Consider the following 15,873-nt stretch of genomic DNA (forward strand, 5'->3'; position numbering starts at 1 on the left):
TGGCGATGCCGCCCGCCCTCCGCAAACTCGTGCTCACCGCGCATGTCGCCTGCTCGGTCGGCTGGCTCGGCTCGGTCGCCGCCTTTCTCGTCCTCGCCGTCGTCGGACTGACCGGCAAGGCCCCCCAGAGGGTTCGGGGTGCGTATCTCGCCATGGAGGTCACGGGCTGGTACGTGATCGTCCCGCTGGCGTTCGCCTCGCTGCTGACCGGGCTGGTCCAGTCACTCGGCACCACCTGGGGGTTGTTCCGCCACTACTGGGTCCTGGCAAAGCTCGCGCTGACCGTCCTCGCCACCTTCCTGCTCGTTCTGCACATGCAGGTGGCCGACCACGTGGCGGAGGCTGCCGCGCTGACAAGCCTGTCCGCCTCCGACCTCGGCGGGATGCGGGTGCAGCTCGTGTTCGACGCCGCGGCCGCCGTCGTTGTCCTGCTCACGAACACGGCATTGTCGGTCTACAAGCCGCGCGGCATCACCCGGTACGGATGGCGCATACAGCAGGCACAGCGAGCCGACCGGGCCAGCGGCGCGGCCGTGGGCACTGCCGCTCCGGCCCAGGCTTGACCAGACTGCTCTCGGATCAGCCGGGCGCGGTCGCTGCGGCCACGAACATCGGCAGCGCCAGGAACGCCAGCGAGCGCGCTGCTTGGCGATCCACGCATCCGCCTGCTCGCATGACTGCGGTGATCGATCACGCCCCTTCGGCCAGCCCGACGAGCAGGGCAGCATCGTCGGCTCGGTGAAGCACCCGTGTGCACCTCGACCGGCGCCTCACCGAAGCTGGCCTCCAGCAGCAGCGATCTTCTCTCACCTGTGCTTTTCCAGGGACCCTTGGCGGGGCCGCCGCCTGGGCGGTCCTGGGCAAGCGCGGCCCCGGAAGTTCAGCCTGAGCTTCGGGCCCCTGCGAGACGAGCACCGCTGTGATCTGCGACAGGCGTACGAAACGCACGCCGCGCACCTGCGCACCGTCCGTCTCCCCGCCTGGGCACTCCAGGGTCAATCACGCTGAGGCCGTGTGTGCTGAACGGGAAGGACACGGACGACCGGGTCGGGGGCCGACAGGAGGTCGCGCAACTGCAGGTTTTCCAAGGTAAGTTGGTTGACCACTCTGACCAGTCCCTGAACGTCGGCGCGGAGTTGCTCGAGTTCGGCTTTGTCCTTCTCGCGGAGTTCCTTGAGCCGTACGACCTGTTTACGAAGACGGGCCTCGGCGTCCGTGGGCTGCCCGCGCTCTTTGACCTTGGCGTAGAACTCGTTCTTCAAATCGAGGTGGCGCTGGGTAAGGGCGTTGCGGGGGACGCCAGCCTCAAGGGCGAGGGACACGATGGTCAGGGCTCCGTTGGAGCGCTCGGGACGGCCGGTCAGGATGCGGTCCATGGCGGCGCGGATGCGGTCGCGCTCGTCTGCTGCTCCGCTCACGGTGTGGGGTCCTTCAGGGTGATCCGGGTGCGGTCGTGGGTATCGGCGATGCCTCGCAGGCGGTCGGCGTGGTCACGTAGCCGTTCGCTGATCGGCTGGGGCACGTGCGTGGCCTGTTTGTCGAAGGTGTCGGCGCGGTCGCGCAGCGCTGTGGCGTGGTGGTCGGTACGGACGATGTTGCCGCAGCTGGGCACGCAGTGATCGAGCCGCGGTGAATCGCGGACGCCAGTGCGGTGGCACAGGGCTTGCTCACGCTTGTAGTGGCACAGCAGGAGCGCCTGCGGGTTGTCGTACAGCATGGCGTCGTCGTTGGCGAGGAGGCGGCGGGCGGTGGTGGCGTTGATGACGGTGCCCTCGAAGCGCGGGGCGCGGGCGGCGGCCTTGATGGCGCGCCGGGCGGCCGGGCCGGAGAGGCCGCCGCCGGACTGGAGGTCGTCGTTGAGGTCGGCGACGGTGTCGGCGACGGCGCGGACGGTTTCGATGTCGATCAGTTCGTGGATGCCGTCGCGGCTGCGCGTGGCGTAGCCCTCGGAGACCAGTGCGGTGCGCAGATGGCCGTACTAGATGGCGAGGGCGACGAGCCCGCCCGGACGGCGGGCGATGTGCCAGGCCAGGGTACGGCGGAAGCGCCTCGTGCCGACCGCTCCGTGCGGATCGGGCGGGATGACCTCGCGGGGCAGGCCCTGCCGGGCGGCTTCGGCGTTGACCCAGGCAACGTAGTCCTCGATCCGCACACGCAGCGCGGGTGAGCGCAGGGAGCCGGTGCCGGGTCCGGCCATGGCGCCGTGCACGGCGTGGCTGAACAGCAGCTCGCCGGGCGCCACCATGCGCTCCAGCACGCGGATGGCTTTGACGACGGGGGCGATGGCTACCCAGGGGACGTCGCGCTCGCGTCCGGCGGAGTGGTGGTTGCCGTGCTCGTCGGTGGCGTTCTTGTACTCGTGGCCGTAGATCAGGTGCCGGCTGATACGGCCGGAGGCGTCGGGCTCGGGATCCGGGCAGCAGCCGTGTCGCAGCCCGAGCACCTCGCCCGGGCGCATCCCGGTGAGGTAGGCGATGACGATGAAGCACGCGGTGACCAGCAGCCGGATCAGTCCGGGCGTCTCGCCGAAGTCGAGGGCCTCGCGCCAGGGGCGTCCGGCAATGCGGCCGGTGATGGGGGTCGGCAGCGGACAGGGTCCGGGCCGTTGCGCGGCTGCGGCCACCAGGTCGTGGCGCTTGGCGTACAGGGCGACTTGGTGACGGGAGGCGCCGGTCAGGCCGCCGACGTAGTAGCGGGCGAAGCCGTACCCCTCGCGGCCCTTGAGCCGGACGGCGGGCAGCGGTGCCCGGGCGGCAACGAGCGGATCCAGGTACGCCTCGAGGGCGGACTGGCCGGCAGGAGTGCTGGGGATCGTCCGGCCGGTCTCCGCCAGCCGCTTCGTGTCGGTGTGTCCGGCGAGGATGTCGTCGGCGAGGTCGTCGACCATGCGCAGGGCCCAGACGAGCAGCGGCCCCATAGTCTCTTCGGCCAGCGGCTCGCTGGCGTTCTCCCCACTGCCGGCGGAGGAGACGGCCGGGAGGTAGTCGTCGGCACCGAGTTCGTCCCACGGCGGCCGGGAGACACCCGTGGGGCGGGCGGAGAGCTGGTCGAACGCCCACAGGCGCGTGAGGGTGCCGAGGATCTCCAGCACACGCTTCCGGCTGGAGCCGGCCGCGAGCAGGTGCTGGTCGTAGGCGGTCCAGACGGCGGTGGTGCACTGGGCGAGCGAGGTCAGCCCGCGTTCCTTGAGCCAGGCCGCCAGGTACATCCACTGCCGTACCGCCTCGGTCAGGTCGCTCAGGCTGACGCGGGCCCGCAGCGAACGCGCGCGTTCGGCCAGGAAGGTGGGCCGCAACTCACCGTTGATCATGGTCCAGGCAACCAGCCGGAGTTCGTCCCGGAAGGCCACGGGGCATTGACGCCAGCGGATGCTGGCCTTGTGGCGGCTGGGGTTCTCCGTCAGCGCCGCCAACGGCCAGATCCAGTCCGCGTAGCGGCCGTTGATGTGCGCGTGCATGGGCAGGACACGGTGCGGCAGCACGACAGGCGTGTCCGGTGCGGGCATCGGCAGGATGTAGGGATCGTGGTGGGCTGCGGTGGTCACGCGTCGAGCACTCCGGTCAGCAGGCAGTCGATGAGATCACGGTCGGCATTGGTGACGCGGGCCAGGGCCTGAGCCCAGACCGGCTCGCCGAGGCGGCGCTTGAGGTCCTCAAGCCGGGCGTGGGCCTCGCCCCAGTCGGCCTCCCACACCGTCGGCGGCTGGGCCGAGCGCAGGTGGTTCAGCGCCCGGTGCAGATGGGCCAGGCGGGCATGGTGGCCGGGGTGGATGCGGGCGTTGGTGCAGCCCAGGCACATCAGGAACGAGGCACGGCAGCCCTTCCCCGGCCTGGTGAAGGGGCTGTGCTCGTAGTCGTGGCAGTCCGCGGTCGCGGTCTCCCGGTCGTCGGGATCGGGGATGGCACGGAGTTCGGCGACCAGGACTGCCTGGCGAGCGCGCTCGGCGGCGTCCTCGGCGCCGGCCGCGATGATGTCCGCGGCCTCCTGCTGCACCCGTTGGTCGACCAGCACGTAGTCACGGTCATGGGTGGCCTGGCTGTTCTGCCCGGGCTCGCGCCGCACCAGCGCATTGACCGTGCGCCGCCCGCGGCGGAAGGGCGAACCGGCCAGTCCTTCGGCCCGGGCCCAGGCGCTGCCAGCGCTATCGGCGACGCCGAACCGGAAGAGTCCGACCGGTGGGTGGTGATCGGAGGTGGTGATGGCGTGCCCTCCCTGCGCCCAGCGCCACACGATCAGCAGGTCGGTGTCGGGCGCGAGGTCCTCGACGACGGCACGCGCGAAGCGGGTGGCCTGCAGGGCTTCGGTGATCAGCCGTCCCGGGGAGCGGGCGCCGTCGTCGGTGACGTTGCGGGTCTCGAAGTAGCGGCCGCCGCCGCGCCGGTACTTCACCACAGGGATGCGGTAGGTCGAGTGTCCGTCCTCCCCGGGGTCGGGGCTGGCCTTGGGGACCTTGGCCTGGTGGATCACGGACAGGTTCCAGCCGAACTCGGCCATCAGCAGCACGCCCAGGGCAGCGGCCTCCAGCCGGGACAGGAACAGCCGCTGCCACGTCGCGGCCGGGCTGGTGTTGCCCAGGACGCGTTGGAACCGCCAGATCGGATTTCGTGCTCCCTTCGCGCTGACCCGGCGCGGGATGTCGCCCGTGCGGGCCAGGGAGTCGAGAGCCTCGCCGAGGATGAAGTCGTGGCTGCCCGGCGCGAAGGCTCCCGCCCGCCACCGCTCCAGGTGCGCCGCGTTGTCGTTGATACGCAGCAACGCGGCGCGGAAGGTACGCCTCGCCGCCCGCTTGATGCGGTCGAACTCTTCCTCGCTGTAGGACTGCGTCTTACTCTTCGGCCGTTGGGTGCGCACGGCCAACTCGTCCGCAACGGGCCCGCTCGCCAGCCGGGCGTCCTGCCGCAGCAGGCTGCCGACCCGGGTGATGGCGTTGTGGCCGCCCGCCGTGCCCGCCTGGCTCAGCCGCCACTGCTTGACCTGCGCTGTGGTCAGCTCCTCCACGTCCCGCGGCGGCCGCTCGAGCCCGGACAGAAACGCGGTGAACTTCTCCAGGAGCTGGAACGTCAGTCTCGACGAGCGGTGACTGCCCCACCGGTTCGGGGTGCACCGCGCGGCGAACAGCACGGCGAGGGAGCGCTGCATCGGCTCGGCGACCAGCAGCGTCGCGAAGTCGTATGCCCGCACCCGGCCATTGCGGTCGACGTGCCGTACGACGAGCCCGCCCGAATCCAGGGGTTCGGGGCGGGTGTGGTCGCCTGGGGGCAGGGATGCCCGGCGTCCGTGTCGGCTCACGCCACACCCCCGAAGGGGTCGAGGCGGTCGTCGAGGTCCTGGATGCCTTCCGACTCCCGGGCGATGCGCGCGAAGACCTCATCCAGCTCCGGCATCGGCGCCTGTTCCGGATCGTCGTCGGCCGTGGCCAGCATCGCCCGCAACTGCAGGTCGGCCACCGGCGCAAGGTAGATGTCGACGGTGGTCTGCCGGGAGGCGTGCCCCAGCAGGTTCTGCACCATGAACCACGGATCCCCGTACAGCAGACGGAAGTCCCGCCGCTCGGACGGGCTCAGCCCAAACCGCTGGTCCATCAGGTAGTTGAGCACCACGAGCATGTACAGGGCGAACGAGTGCCGTGCCGAGTGAGGCGTCGCGTATGGCGCGAAGACCTGATGCGGATCCATCCCGAGGTACTTTGGCGGCGTCAGCACCTTCGCGCACCGCTGGTTCGCCGTACGGAACACGCCGTCCCAGGAATGCGGCCGAAACGGCATCCCCTGCTCGTTCAGCCACAGCCACAGCGGCTCCGGACCCTGCGGCCCCTCGGTGAACAGCATCATCCGCTCGCGCACGGACAGCAGATTCAACTCCCGCTCCCCAGCGACGCCACGCTGATCGCGCCACCGCACCTTCGGCTTCAATCCGCGCGTCACCTCGGTGACCAGCCGCAGCTGAGCAAGCCGCTCGTACCGGTCGGCCTGCTGGGCCTTGCGAACCACCCAGGCTCGCGAGGAATCGACGTACGCCTCGACGTCGCCGAGCGCATCGGCGGCGGCATAGAACGTCCGGGGCCTCTTCGACCGGGTCACGGCCGCGGCCACCTTCCCCCGGTAGTACCGGCCCCCGCCGATCCGCCGCACGGGCAGCTCGAACGTCAGCAGCGATCCTCCCTCGCCTCGCCGCAGCCCGGACGACGTCAGTAGCCGCACGAAGGCCACGTTGCGGTCCTCTAGCCGTCCCACCCAGCCCGGCTGCGGAATACCTCCGCGTGTGTGGCCGCGCAGGCCGACGTTGACCCACTTCCGCCACGTTCTCGGCGTCAGCCAGTGCACGTTGCTCGGCCGGACGTCCTTCGGCGCCGCCTCCGGCACCGAGATCACCTCGCCGTTGCCCCCCACGATCTGCCGCACGAGCAGCGGAGTGCGCACCAGGTGTCCATCACGGACAGCCCACCGGAACAGGCTGGCGAACGCGGCCAGTTCACGTCCCCACTTCGCCCCGCCGACCCGGCTCGGATTCGCCTCCGCTCTCCGCCGCCAATGCTCGTAGTCCTCCAGGTCCCTCGGAGTGGCCTCCAGCCAGCCCCGCCCGCGCTTCCACAAGAACGTCAGCAGCAGGGCGATGTCTGTGGCGTAGTTGCGGCGGGTCTCCTCCTCGTAGCGGCGGAAGGTACCGGACTGGCCGTACAGGCTCAGGAGGGGATCTACCCGATGATCCGGTGACAGGAAGATGGGATCGCCGGCCATCACGCCCACCGAGTCCTCGCGAGACGGCAGATCGTCCCATCCCTCGACGACACTGCCCCGAACTCCACCCCGCACCGCGTCCGACGGTACCCAGAACACACGCCAACTCACCGCGAGTGCCCCCTTCTTGATTGGCTTCAACACGCCAATTCAATAGGGAACTCAGGGATGCCGCGCGCGCCCTCGGCTACCCCACGGCGCGTATCAATGAGATGACCCGCCACATTCACCACGAGCCCCCCGGGCCCGACGCTGATATCCCCGACGACGTGCGCTCACTCGCCGGGCAACTGCATACCTTGCCGCGGCATTTGGGCATCCATGTGGGAGGGATGGTGCTGACCCGCCAGCCTATAGGGGAAATCATGCCGGTTGAGTGGGCCACCCGAGAAGGGCGCTCGGTACTGCAAGGCGACAAAGACGATGTGGCTGCCGCCCATCTTCTGAAAATTGACATCCTGGGATTGGGCATGCTGGCCGCATTGCACACCGCGTGCGACCTCATTGCCGAACACCACGGAATCAGTCTGGACATGGCCTCGATTCCGCAGGACGACCCGGACGTGTACGCCATGATTGCCGCAGGTCGGACCATAGGCGTATTCCAGGCCGAGTCGAGGGCGCAGGTCTCGACCCTGCCGCAACTGCAGCCCCGGTGTTTCGAGGACCTCGCGGTGGCCGCCTCCATCATCAGGCCGGGCCCCATTCAGGCAGGATCAAAGCATCCGTATTTGCGGCGGCGGGCCGGTCTGGAGCCCGTGACCTATCCGCATCCGCTCGCCGAACCAGCGCTTTCCAAAACTCTCGGGGTCGCTTTGTGGCAAGAGCAAGCTATGGCTCTGGCTATCGATTGTGCGGGTTTCACCCCGGGCGAGGCGGACCGCCTCCGTAAGGCGATGGCCGCCAAGCACTCTCCCGAAAAGGTGGCACAGCTGCGCGGACGACTGCTTGCCGGGATGGCCGCCATGGGCATCGACCATGCCGCCTCAGAGCGCATTGTGGGCATGATAGAAGCGTTTTCGGATTATGGATTTCCGCAGTCTCATGCCCAGTCGATGGCGGGCATCATTTACGCCAGCGCCTGGGTGAAGTACCATTTTCCGCACGCCTTGCTGGCGGGGATTATGGCGCATCTCCCGATGGGTTTCTATGACTCGCAGACGCTCATTCAGGATGCCAAGCAACATGGCATCGAGGTCCGCAGTGTCGACATCCAGCGCTCCGGCGCGCACGCCACGCTGGAGCCTCACACCGATCAGCCGGAGCGGCGGCCGGCGATCCGCCGCGGGCTGACCTCCGTGACCGGGATCAGCGAGGAGATCGCCGAGCGAATCCTGACTCTGCGTGGCACGGTGGCGTTCCGCTCGGTGGCCGACGTCGCCCGCCGCACGCGGCTGTCGGCGAAGCTGATGGAGCAGCTGGCCACCGCCGGGGCATTCGATGGCCTCGGAGTGAACCGGCGCACCGCCCTGTGGTCGGCCGGCGCCTATACCGGCGAGATCCAGGACGTCCTGCCGGGGTTGGACGACCTGGCGCCCGCGCCGGAGTTGCCGGTCATGACCGCGGCCGAGGCGACTGCCGCCGACCTCGACGCCTCCGGTGCCAGCGCCACCACCCACCCGGCACAGCACCTCCGTGCCCTGCTGGCCTCACACGGGGCACAGCCTGCGCGCGAGGCCCGTGACCTGGCCGACCAGACCCGGGTGCGGGTCGGCGGTCTGGCCAAATACATCCAAAGGCCCCCGACGGCCAAGGGAGTGGCGTTCGGCGCCCTGGAGGATGAGACCGGCATGATCAACCTGGTCTTCTCTCCCCCGGTCTGGGAACGCACGCGCGAGGCAGTCCTCGGCGCCCCTGCAGTGCTGCTGGACGGACACATCGAGCGAGACCGCGGCTCGGTCAACATGATCGTGCACCGCGCGCACGCACTCGATGGCCCGGCTCGGGCCCATCAGCCGGGGCGCTTCAGGTGACAATCCGAGGGAAACGAAGCTTCACCCGCGCCCACGACAGGGGCATCGTGAAGCCCACCGGGCACGCCCAGCGCTGCGGGTCGGGCGCGAGCGTGATGACCATCCAGGGCGCCGCCGCATCGCGATAGCTGTGTCCACCCGGGGCCAATTCGGGGTCCCGGGTGAGGCCGAAGATAGTCACTATGACCATGTCCGAGCCGTCCGCGACAGAAGTGGGCTGGGTGCGGCACCGGCGACAGGTCCCCCGGTGCAGCATCGGTCGACCTCGATGCGGTCCCTGGCCAGGGCGTACTCGTGCAGAAGGTCAGCGACGCGGGGCGCCATGCTTCCAGGCCGCGGATGGGCCGCCCGACTTGACCAGACCGTGCCAGAAGCTATCCACAGGACGGCACCCATCTGTGGATTAAGTCGTACGGTGCTGAGAAATGATCACGAGCACAGGGTGCGCGATGCGGTGTGGTGTGGTGGTGGAGGAGCTGGCCTCCGAGGTGATGGGCGAGCTGCCGAAGGAGGCTCTGCATGAGGTCCTTGCGCTCGTTGAGCGGGTTCGCGCCGCGCCGTAGGCGTGGCCCGATGTGCGGGACCGCGGGAGTATCGAGGAGATCCGCGAGGCATTCGGGGCGCGCTGCTGGATCCAGTACATGCCGTACGACGGGGCCATCGAGGTACGCGAGATCGGCTGGGTCGGGTAGGGAATCCCCTCCGCTGCCAGAGCGGGAGAGCAGCAGCGTGCGCCGGTCCGAGCCGGGGCTGCATAACCGGATGGAGCACGGCAGGAGCACCGGCCTATCCGTCTGTCGGCGGCCACGACAAAGCCCCCGGAACCAAGTGATTTCGGGGGGCTAAGGGCGGCAAGTGCCGGAGAGGCTAGCTCTCGGCGGATCCGTCGTCGGTGGAGCCGTCTGTACGCCGTCGGCGGGCCACGACGAGGGCACCTGCGCCAGCGGCGATCAGGACTCCGGCGCTGCCGATCAGCCACGGGGTGGCGTCGGCGCCGGTGTGCGCGAGCGCGCCGGTGGGGGCGGGCGCCGCGGTCCTCAACGCGGTCTCGTCCAAGGCCGGGGCAGCCGAGGAGGACGGCGCCGGAGTGCCCTCGTCCTTACCGGGCTTGTCCGGGGAGGGCTTGTTGCTCGGCTTCTCGGTCGGCTTTTCCGTGGACGGCGGACTGGTGGCGGTCTTGGCGTTGGTGACGGTCACGGTCACGGGATCGCCCGGCTTGGCCTTGAACGCCTTCGAGGGCTTGTAGATGTTGTAGCCGGCAGGTGCCTTCACCTGCTTGACCCAGAAGTCCGTGCCGGTACGGGAGTTGATGGGCAGCTTGCCGGTGGCCGTGCCGTCGGCGCCGGTGGTCAGCGTGAGGATGGTCTTGTCGCCGCTGCCGATGTTGACCGTGGATACTGCCAGGAGCTTGCCGGTCTTGTCGTCCTTGGCCTTCAGCAGGACCGAGGCGGCCTTGAACGGGTCGACGATCGTGAGCCGGGTAGCGGTACCCGGAGTGACGATCACGTCCTGGTCATCGACGGTGTCGTGCAGGCTGCTGCCGCTGGAGACTTCTTTGAGGCGGTAAACGCCCGGGACAAGGTCGGAGAAGGTCAGCTTCCCCTGTCCGTCGGTCTTGCCGCGTCCGGCTTCCTCGCCAACGGAATCGAGCAGCAGGAACGTGGCGCCGGGGAGCGTGTCACCGGCCGTGTCCTTGGTGGTGATCTCGACGCTGCCCGCGTCCGGGGCCGGTGTCTCGGCGGGGACGGCGGAGGCCAAGGGGGTCGGTTCGGAGGGCTGAGCGCTCGCGGCCGGCGCCCAGGTGAGGGTGCCGGTCACCGCGACGGCGACGGCGGCGGATCGGACGAATCGTGCGTGCACGAGGAGGAGGACTCCTTGGTCAGGGGGCGGGGAAGGTCAGCGGGTTCGGCCAGAGACCGGGGCGGGAGGTGGCGAGGCGACAGGTGTGTTGCCGTTCGGCTGCTTGGTGGTCGTGGTGGCGACGTAGAGGGCTGCGCGGGTGTGGACAGGGACGTCCTGGACGGTGCGGTGCAGTGGCTCGGTGGAGATGAGCGAGGCGGTGAAGGCCGCGACGAGCGTGGTGGGCGTGCCGAACGAGAAGTGCGCCCTCCAGTGCGGCTCGCTGGGGTACCCGCCCCAGGCCCGCCAGGCTGGCCCGCTGGAGCCGCTGATGGCGTAGCGGTGGCGTAGGCCGCCGAGTCCTTCCGGGGCGAGGAATGTCTGTGTGCCGTCGGTCTTGACGTCGTGGCTCCACCCGCGGGTGAGCAGCGGCACGTACGCCTCGTGCGGCGCCGTCTCGTCCTGGAACAGCCGATCGTGGTCGCTGTGCCGGTCTTCGAGGTAGAGGTCGAGCAGCTCGGTGTGGACGTCATGCAGCAGTTCGACGGGAGTGGTGGCGTCGAAGGTGATCCGCCAGGCCGGCGGGGTGAACGGGGCCCGGTGCGCGCTGACGGTCCACGTGCCCTTGCCGGGCTTGTCGGGTTGGGGGTCGTAGGTGGTCTGCAGCCGCAGGCACGGGCTGAACGCGGCGGCCGTGCCTTCGTCGGTCCGGGCGAAGTGCCAGCCCTCGTCGTAGGGGAAGGCCCAAGCAGTGCGCGGGTCGACGGTGCCGGGCCCAGCGAGGTGGCGAGGAAGGACTCGTACGGTCTGGGCCGCGTCGAGGTCCTCAAAGGGGTGGGTCATCACGGGCAGGGCTCCTGCTGGAAGTGTGCGGAACGCCGCGGCTCGCGGTGTAGGCGCGGCTCAGCGGGCACGGGTGCCGCTGCGGGTGACCGGAGCGGCGGGTGCCGTGTGCGCGGTCCGGCCAGCGGTGCGGCTCGACGCGGACGCGGCCCAGGCACCGGGGAACCAGACGGCGGTGTACTGCTCGACGGCGTCGCGCAACCCGGTGGTGACGGCTCCCTCCCACGGTGGCCGCCCGGGGCGGTGGTACGTGTCGAAGGTGCCGTACTGCTTGGTGTTCGGCCCGGTGTTGGCCGCTTCGTCGCGGCGGTGGAAGGTGCCGTGGTCGAGGAAGCTGAGGGCGACTGCGTCGATCTCGCCGCGGTCCGGGTGGACGACTGCCAGGCGCAGGCCGCCGTAGGTGTCCGCGTGGATGGTGCGGGTGAAATCGATCCGCAGCCGCAGCGGTACGCCGGGGACGGGGGCGGCGAAGTAGGTGTTGCCCACGACGGTGCTGTCGTGGAAGGGAAGGCATAGCTCGGCGAAGAACTCCGGGGCCTGCAGGGACAAGAGGGTCTCCGGTAGGGGTCGGGCAGGGTCTATCGGCGTGGACCGGGCAGGGCCGGTCGGCTGGTGGTGCTCCAGCGCGGGACGCTGGCCGCGGGGAGCGCGGCCGGGCGGCGGGATGCGGCGGCCCGGTGCACGTCGAGCGGGGTGGGGGCCTGCGGTGCGGGCGGCAGGATCGGGGTGAGCTGGGCCATGCCCTTGATGTAGCTGAAGGTTGCCTCGCGCCATCGGGGCAGCGGAGCCGGATCGGCGACGCACTCGGTGACGGCGGTGAGCAGGGCGACGGGGGTGTCGGTGCTGGCCGTGGCGTACCAGACGGGCCGGTCGATGGACTTGCCCGCCCACAGCTGCCAGCGGGCGTCCCGCGTCGTCAGTTCGGCTTCCGGGTCGAGGTCGCCGGTGGTGAACTCGAGGCCGGCGAGTCCGTCCGGGGCCTGGATGGCGAAGACGCCCCAGCGCGGGCGGTCGATCTCCCAACCCTGTTTCAGCAGGGGCACGACGGTGAGGAAGGGATCGTGCTCGTCCGTTCCGGAGACCGGCCGCGCCAGGTAGGTGTCTGGCCCCTGCTTGTACGCCGTGGCGAGGACCGTGGTGAACGCCTGGACGAACTCGGTGGGGACGCGGTCGTTGAAACAGACGCCCCAAGTCGGTGGTCCGAACGGATCCCGGTAGGCGTTGATGCGCCAGAGCCCGTCATCCTCGCCCTCGGGAAGGTAGCCCAGGCGGACCTTGCGGTCGGGGGCGTTGACGTAGGCGTTGCCTAGGTCGTCGTTGTTAAGGTCCCAGCCGAGGTCGATGAGCGGGGCGAGGGCGGGGTCGCCGATCCCGGTGGTCGAGGCGAGGTGGCGCGGAGAGACGAAGACGTCTCCGTCAATCGTGGGCAGGTCGTCGTGAGAGGTCACAGGTTCCTGAATGGTGAAGGTGGGTCAGGCAGCGAGCACCAGGGCTTCTTGAAGGGCATCGCTGGAGCCGGTGTAGTGCAGCGTCCGCAGGCCCAAGCGGGCAGCGGCCTGGCAGTTGTCGGCACGGTCGTCCACGAACAGAACGCGTCGTGGATCGCGAACTCCGGTGGCCTGCAGAGCGTGGTGGTAGGCGGCCGGGTCGGGCTTGCACGCCTGAAGTCGGGCTGAGTAGAGCGCCTGGGTCATCATGAGGCGCCATTCGTGGGTGTCGAGCACGTTACTGAGGTGGGCGGGTGCGTTGGACAGCAGCAGCATCGGCAGTCCGGTGGCGTGGGCGCGGCGTAGGACGGCCAGGACTCTCTCGTCGGTCTCGGTCCACATGGCTGTGTCCGCGGCGAGGAGTTCGCGCAGCAGGCGGGAGCCGGGGTGGGCGCCAAGGACGTGTGCCCAGTACGCAAGGTCGCTGAGCTGGCCGGCGTCATAGAGGTCGCGGGCGTTCCAGAAAGCTCGCTGGAAGCCTGCGAGATCGTCTTCGGGCCAGGAGGCGGTGCGGGCCAGTCGAAGCCAGTTGGCGCGGGTGGGCTGCAGTCCGATGACGCCGTTGTAGTCGAGGATGACGGCATCAAGGCTGGTGGGGCGGATCAAGGGGTGGTGTTCTCCAGGGCGCGACGAGCGAGGACAGCGACGGCGGCTGCGAGGAAGGCGGGCAGCAGCAGGGCTGTGGGCAGGGCGGTGATGCTGGCGAGGGCGCCGATGAGGGCGGGGCCAGCGAGCAGGCCGAGGTAGCCGGTGACGGATACCGTGGCGACGGCTCTCGGCCCGCAGCTGCCGGCGGCGGTGATCAGGGAGGGGATGGTGCCGGACAGGCCGAGCCCGAAGACCGCCCAGCCAGCAAGCGCCGCAGGCACGCTGTCGGCCAGGACGCCGGTGGCCAGTCCGGCAGCGGCGAGGACCGCGCCGGCGCGGACCACGGCAGAGGCACCGCAGCGGGTCGTGAGCCGGTCGCCGGTCAGCCGGCCGATCGCCATGCCGGTGCTGTAGAGGGCGAAGGAACTCGCGGCGACAGCCGTACCGGCGTGCAGGCCGTGCACGTGCACGGCGGCCCAGTCGGCTGCCGCTCCTTCCCCCAGCAGACTGGCAGCCGCCAACGCACCCAGCAGCCAGACCCTCCCCGGCGCCCGGTCCCGATCGGCCTCCTGGGGGTCGAAGGTCTTGGGGTCGGCGCCGCTCAGCGTGAGGGTGCGCGGCCCGGCCACGAACACGCTCGCCGTCAGTGCGGCGCCGACCGTCAGGAACAGAGCACTGTGGGCTGTGCCGGCGGTGGCGGCGGCCAGGGCGGCGCCGCCGAGCGCGCCGATCGAGTACGCGGCGTGCAGGGACGACATGATGGGCTTGCCGTAGGCGTTCTGGCAGCGGACCGCCCCAGTGTTGACGGCGACGTCCAGGACACCGTGCGCGGCGCCGAAGGCCAGCGCCGCTGCGAGCAGCGAGGCCAAAGTCCGGCATTGCCCCACCAGGGCGAGGGCTGCCGCCAGTGCGGCAGCTCCACCGATCAAGAGCGTGGGGAGGCGTTCGGGCCGGGCGAGCCGGCCACCGGCTTGCAGTCCGGCGACCATGCCGAGAGCTGCGGCGAGCAGGACGAGGGACAGGCTGCCGGTCGTGAGGTGGGCTGCGTGTTGCACGGCTGGCATCCGGGCGCCCCAGACAGCCATCACTACACCCAGGCCGAGAAAGTAGCCGGTCAGCAGGACACGGCTACGCCGGAGCGAAACATCAGTGAGGCTCATGCGGGGCGCCCACCGGCAACAGGCTCCTCGGCAGCTCGGGGCTCGACGTGGACCTGAATGCGGCGGGCAGCTTGCTCGGCGCGTGCCTGCGCCAGGTCCGCGGTGGGCGCGGTGGTGATCAGATAGCCGATCCGCGCGGTCCACATGTTGCCGCCGTCGGCCGGGAGAAGCAGCTGGTCGCCGACCTGGTGCTGGAAGTGCACGCGGTCCAGCCAGCGCGGGCTGATGCCGTCGAAGCCGAGACGGAGCAGGGTGCCGGAGGTGTCCGGGTAGAGCATGTGGATCGCCGCGGCCGAGGACCGGGTGGGGGTGAGGTCGGGGGCCCGGCCGCAGGCGATGTCGGCGGCGGCGCGGGGCAGGTCGATGCCCAAGGCGAGTCGGACGAGGTGGCCGATCATGTCGCCGGCGAGCCGGCCGTTGACCTCGACCAGCCGCGGCCGGCCGTCGACCAGCCGCATCTCGACATGACAGACGCCGTCGGTGATCCCCAGAGCACGGATCGCGGCCCGTGCCACGGGGGTCACCACGTCGAGCAGCGGGTCGGCCGCGGCCACGCAGTGGGCCAGTTCCTCGAAGAAGGGCGGAGCGCTGACCGTCTTGCGGGTGACCGCCACCACGGTGGTCTCGCCGCGGTAGGTGACGCACTCGACCGACACCTCGGGCCCGTCGAGGTACTCCTCCACGAGCACGCTGGTGGACTCCCGCCCGAGCCCGGCCGCCTGGTCGGCGAACGCGAAGGCTGCGGTGAGCTGTTCGGGTGTGTCGGCGCGGATCACTCCGATACTGGCCGCGTGCGCGGCGGGCTTCAGCACGAGCGGGTAGCCGATCTGCTGGGCCGCCGCCTCGGCCTCGGCCTGGGTGCGCACGCTCACCGAAGCAGCCGACGGCACGCCGTGCCGCGCGAACAGCGCACGGGATGTGGCCTTGTTGCGGCACGCCTGCATGGCCTCCGGGGCAGTGGTGGGCAGGCCGAGCTGGCGGGCGAGGCGAGCCACGGGCACGAGGTACCACTCGGTCCAGGTGAACACCCCGGCCAGGTCGTAGCGTTCGGCCAGGGTCCGGCCGGCGGCGGACAGCGCCGCCTGGTCGGTCGGATCGGACACGACTATGCAGTCCCGCAGATACGGAACCTCCCACGACGGCTCTTCGCCGGTGATCAAGACAACGTCATAAGCGGCGGCCACGGACTGAAGGCAGTACCCGCGGTATGCCTCGGCCTCCATGTCGGCTGCGGCAACGACCAGGA

The 15,873-nt window shown here is 70.1% G+C and carries 15 protein-coding genes; 3 read left to right on the forward strand and 12 right to left on the reverse strand.

The window, feature by feature from the left end:
• Positions 1 to 5 precede the first annotated feature (5 nt).
• Positions 6 to 563: a hypothetical protein gene (locus tag ACZ44S_RS04055; protein WP_285512835.1), complete on the forward strand. Its 558-nt coding sequence runs from the start codon at positions 6 to 8 to the stop codon at positions 561 to 563.
• A gap of 432 nt (positions 564 to 995) precedes the next feature.
• Here ACZ44S_RS04055 and ACZ44S_RS04060 read toward each other — a convergent pair whose 3' ends face one another.
• The 5 genes from ACZ44S_RS04060 to ACZ44S_RS04080 form a co-directional block, all read right to left on the reverse strand.
• Positions 996 to 1,418 (reverse strand): hypothetical protein, encoded by a 423-nt coding sequence (locus ACZ44S_RS04060; protein WP_285512836.1) that lies wholly within the window; start codon positions 1,416 to 1,418, stop codon positions 996 to 998.
• Positions 1,415 to 1,717 (reverse strand): hypothetical protein, encoded by a 303-nt coding sequence (locus ACZ44S_RS04065; protein WP_285512837.1) that lies wholly within the window; start codon positions 1,715 to 1,717, stop codon positions 1,415 to 1,417. Before ACZ44S_RS04065 ends, ACZ44S_RS04060 begins: the two co-directional genes overlap by 4 nt.
• A 261-nt stretch (positions 1,718 to 1,978) precedes the next feature.
• Complete coding sequence (locus tag ACZ44S_RS04070; RefSeq protein ID WP_285512838.1) at positions 1,979 to 3,544, reverse strand: site-specific integrase; 1,566 nt, start codon at positions 3,542 to 3,544, stop codon at positions 1,979 to 1,981.
• Positions 3,541 to 5,289 carry a hypothetical protein gene (locus ACZ44S_RS04075; RefSeq protein WP_285512839.1) on the reverse strand — a complete coding sequence of 583 codons (1,749 nt, stop codon included), beginning with the start codon at positions 5,287 to 5,289 and terminating at the stop codon, positions 3,541 to 3,543. The genes ACZ44S_RS04070 and ACZ44S_RS04075 overlap by 4 nt, the downstream gene beginning before the upstream one ends.
• On the reverse strand, positions 5,286 to 6,737 hold the full coding sequence (locus ACZ44S_RS04080; RefSeq protein WP_466924381.1) for a site-specific integrase: 1,452 nt from the start codon (positions 6,735 to 6,737) through the stop codon (positions 5,286 to 5,288). The genes ACZ44S_RS04075 and ACZ44S_RS04080 overlap by 4 nt, the downstream gene beginning before the upstream one ends.
• A gap of 131 nt (positions 6,738 to 6,868) precedes the next feature.
• On the opposite strand from ACZ44S_RS04080, the gene ACZ44S_RS04085 reads away from it, so the two are divergent.
• Positions 6,869 to 8,710 carry a helix-hairpin-helix domain-containing protein gene (locus ACZ44S_RS04085; protein ID WP_285512841.1) on the forward strand — a complete coding sequence of 614 codons (1,842 nt, stop codon included), beginning with the start codon at positions 6,869 to 6,871 and terminating at the stop codon, positions 8,708 to 8,710.
• Positions 8,711 to 9,135: 425 nt separating this feature from the next.
• Entirely contained in the window at positions 9,136 to 9,273 is a 138-nt protein-coding gene (locus ACZ44S_RS04090) for a hypothetical protein (RefSeq protein WP_352230210.1), read from the forward strand.
• A gap of 304 nt (positions 9,274 to 9,577) precedes the next feature.
• On the opposite strand, the gene ACZ44S_RS04095 is transcribed toward ACZ44S_RS04090, so the two are convergent.
• From ACZ44S_RS04095 to ACZ44S_RS04125, 7 genes are read right to left on the reverse strand one after another with little or no spacing between them, the layout of a single operon-like run.
• Positions 9,578 to 10,570, reverse strand: coding sequence for an MSCRAMM family protein (locus ACZ44S_RS04095; protein WP_285512842.1), 993 nt, complete (start codon positions 10,568 to 10,570; stop codon positions 9,578 to 9,580).
• 36 nt (positions 10,571 to 10,606) lie between these two features.
• Entirely contained in the window at positions 10,607 to 11,392 is a 786-nt protein-coding gene (locus ACZ44S_RS04100) for an SPDY domain-containing protein (protein WP_466924211.1), read from the reverse strand.
• Positions 11,393 to 11,452: 60 nt separating this feature from the next.
• Positions 11,453 to 11,941, reverse strand: a complete 489-nt coding sequence (locus ACZ44S_RS04105) for a hypothetical protein (protein ID WP_285512844.1) — start codon at positions 11,939 to 11,941, stop codon at positions 11,453 to 11,455.
• Between the two features lie 29 nt (positions 11,942 to 11,970).
• Positions 11,971 to 12,840 carry an SPDY domain-containing protein gene (locus ACZ44S_RS04110; RefSeq protein ID WP_285512845.1) on the reverse strand — a complete coding sequence of 290 codons (870 nt, stop codon included), beginning with the start codon at positions 12,838 to 12,840 and terminating at the stop codon, positions 11,971 to 11,973.
• Between the two features lie 24 nt (positions 12,841 to 12,864).
• A complete protein-coding gene (locus ACZ44S_RS04115) occupies positions 12,865 to 13,485 on the reverse strand; it encodes an HAD family hydrolase (protein WP_285512846.1) in 621 nt (206 codons plus the stop codon).
• Positions 13,482 to 14,627 (reverse strand): MFS transporter, encoded by a 1,146-nt coding sequence (locus ACZ44S_RS04120; protein ID WP_285512847.1) that lies wholly within the window; start codon positions 14,625 to 14,627, stop codon positions 13,482 to 13,484. The genes ACZ44S_RS04115 and ACZ44S_RS04120 overlap by 4 nt, the downstream gene beginning before the upstream one ends.
• Positions 14,624 to 15,850, reverse strand: a complete 1,227-nt coding sequence (locus ACZ44S_RS04125) for an ATP-grasp domain-containing protein (protein ID WP_285513052.1) — start codon at positions 15,848 to 15,850, stop codon at positions 14,624 to 14,626. Before ACZ44S_RS04125 ends, ACZ44S_RS04120 begins: the two co-directional genes overlap by 4 nt.
• Between the last annotated feature and the right edge of the window lie 23 nt (positions 15,851 to 15,873).

The organism is Streptomyces malachitofuscus (assembly GCF_055571035.1).

Coding starts and splice junctions, on each gene's coding strand:
- ACZ44S_RS04055 (WP_285512835.1), top strand. CDS start 6: ATGCCGCCCGCCCTCCGCAAACTCGTGCTCACCGCGCATGTCGCCTGC.
- ACZ44S_RS04065 (WP_285512837.1), bottom strand. CDS start 1,717: ATGCTGTACGACAACCCGCAGGCGCTCCTGCTGTGCCACTACAAGCGT.
- ACZ44S_RS04080 (WP_466924381.1), bottom strand. CDS start 6,737: ATGGCCGGCGATCCCATCTTCCTGTCACCGGATCATCGGGTAGATCCC.
- ACZ44S_RS04090 (WP_352230210.1), top strand. CDS start 9,136: ATGATCACGAGCACAGGGTGCGCGATGCGGTGTGGTGTGGTGGTGGAG.
- ACZ44S_RS04100 (WP_466924211.1), bottom strand. CDS start 11,392: ATGACCCACCCCTTTGAGGACCTCGACGCGGCCCAGACCGTACGAGTC.
- ACZ44S_RS04120 (WP_285512847.1), bottom strand. CDS start 14,627: ATGAGCCTCACTGATGTTTCGCTCCGGCGTAGCCGTGTCCTGCTGACC.
- ACZ44S_RS04125 (WP_285513052.1), bottom strand. CDS start 15,850: ATGGAGGCCGAGGCATACCGCGGGTACTGCCTTCAGTCCGTGGCCGCC.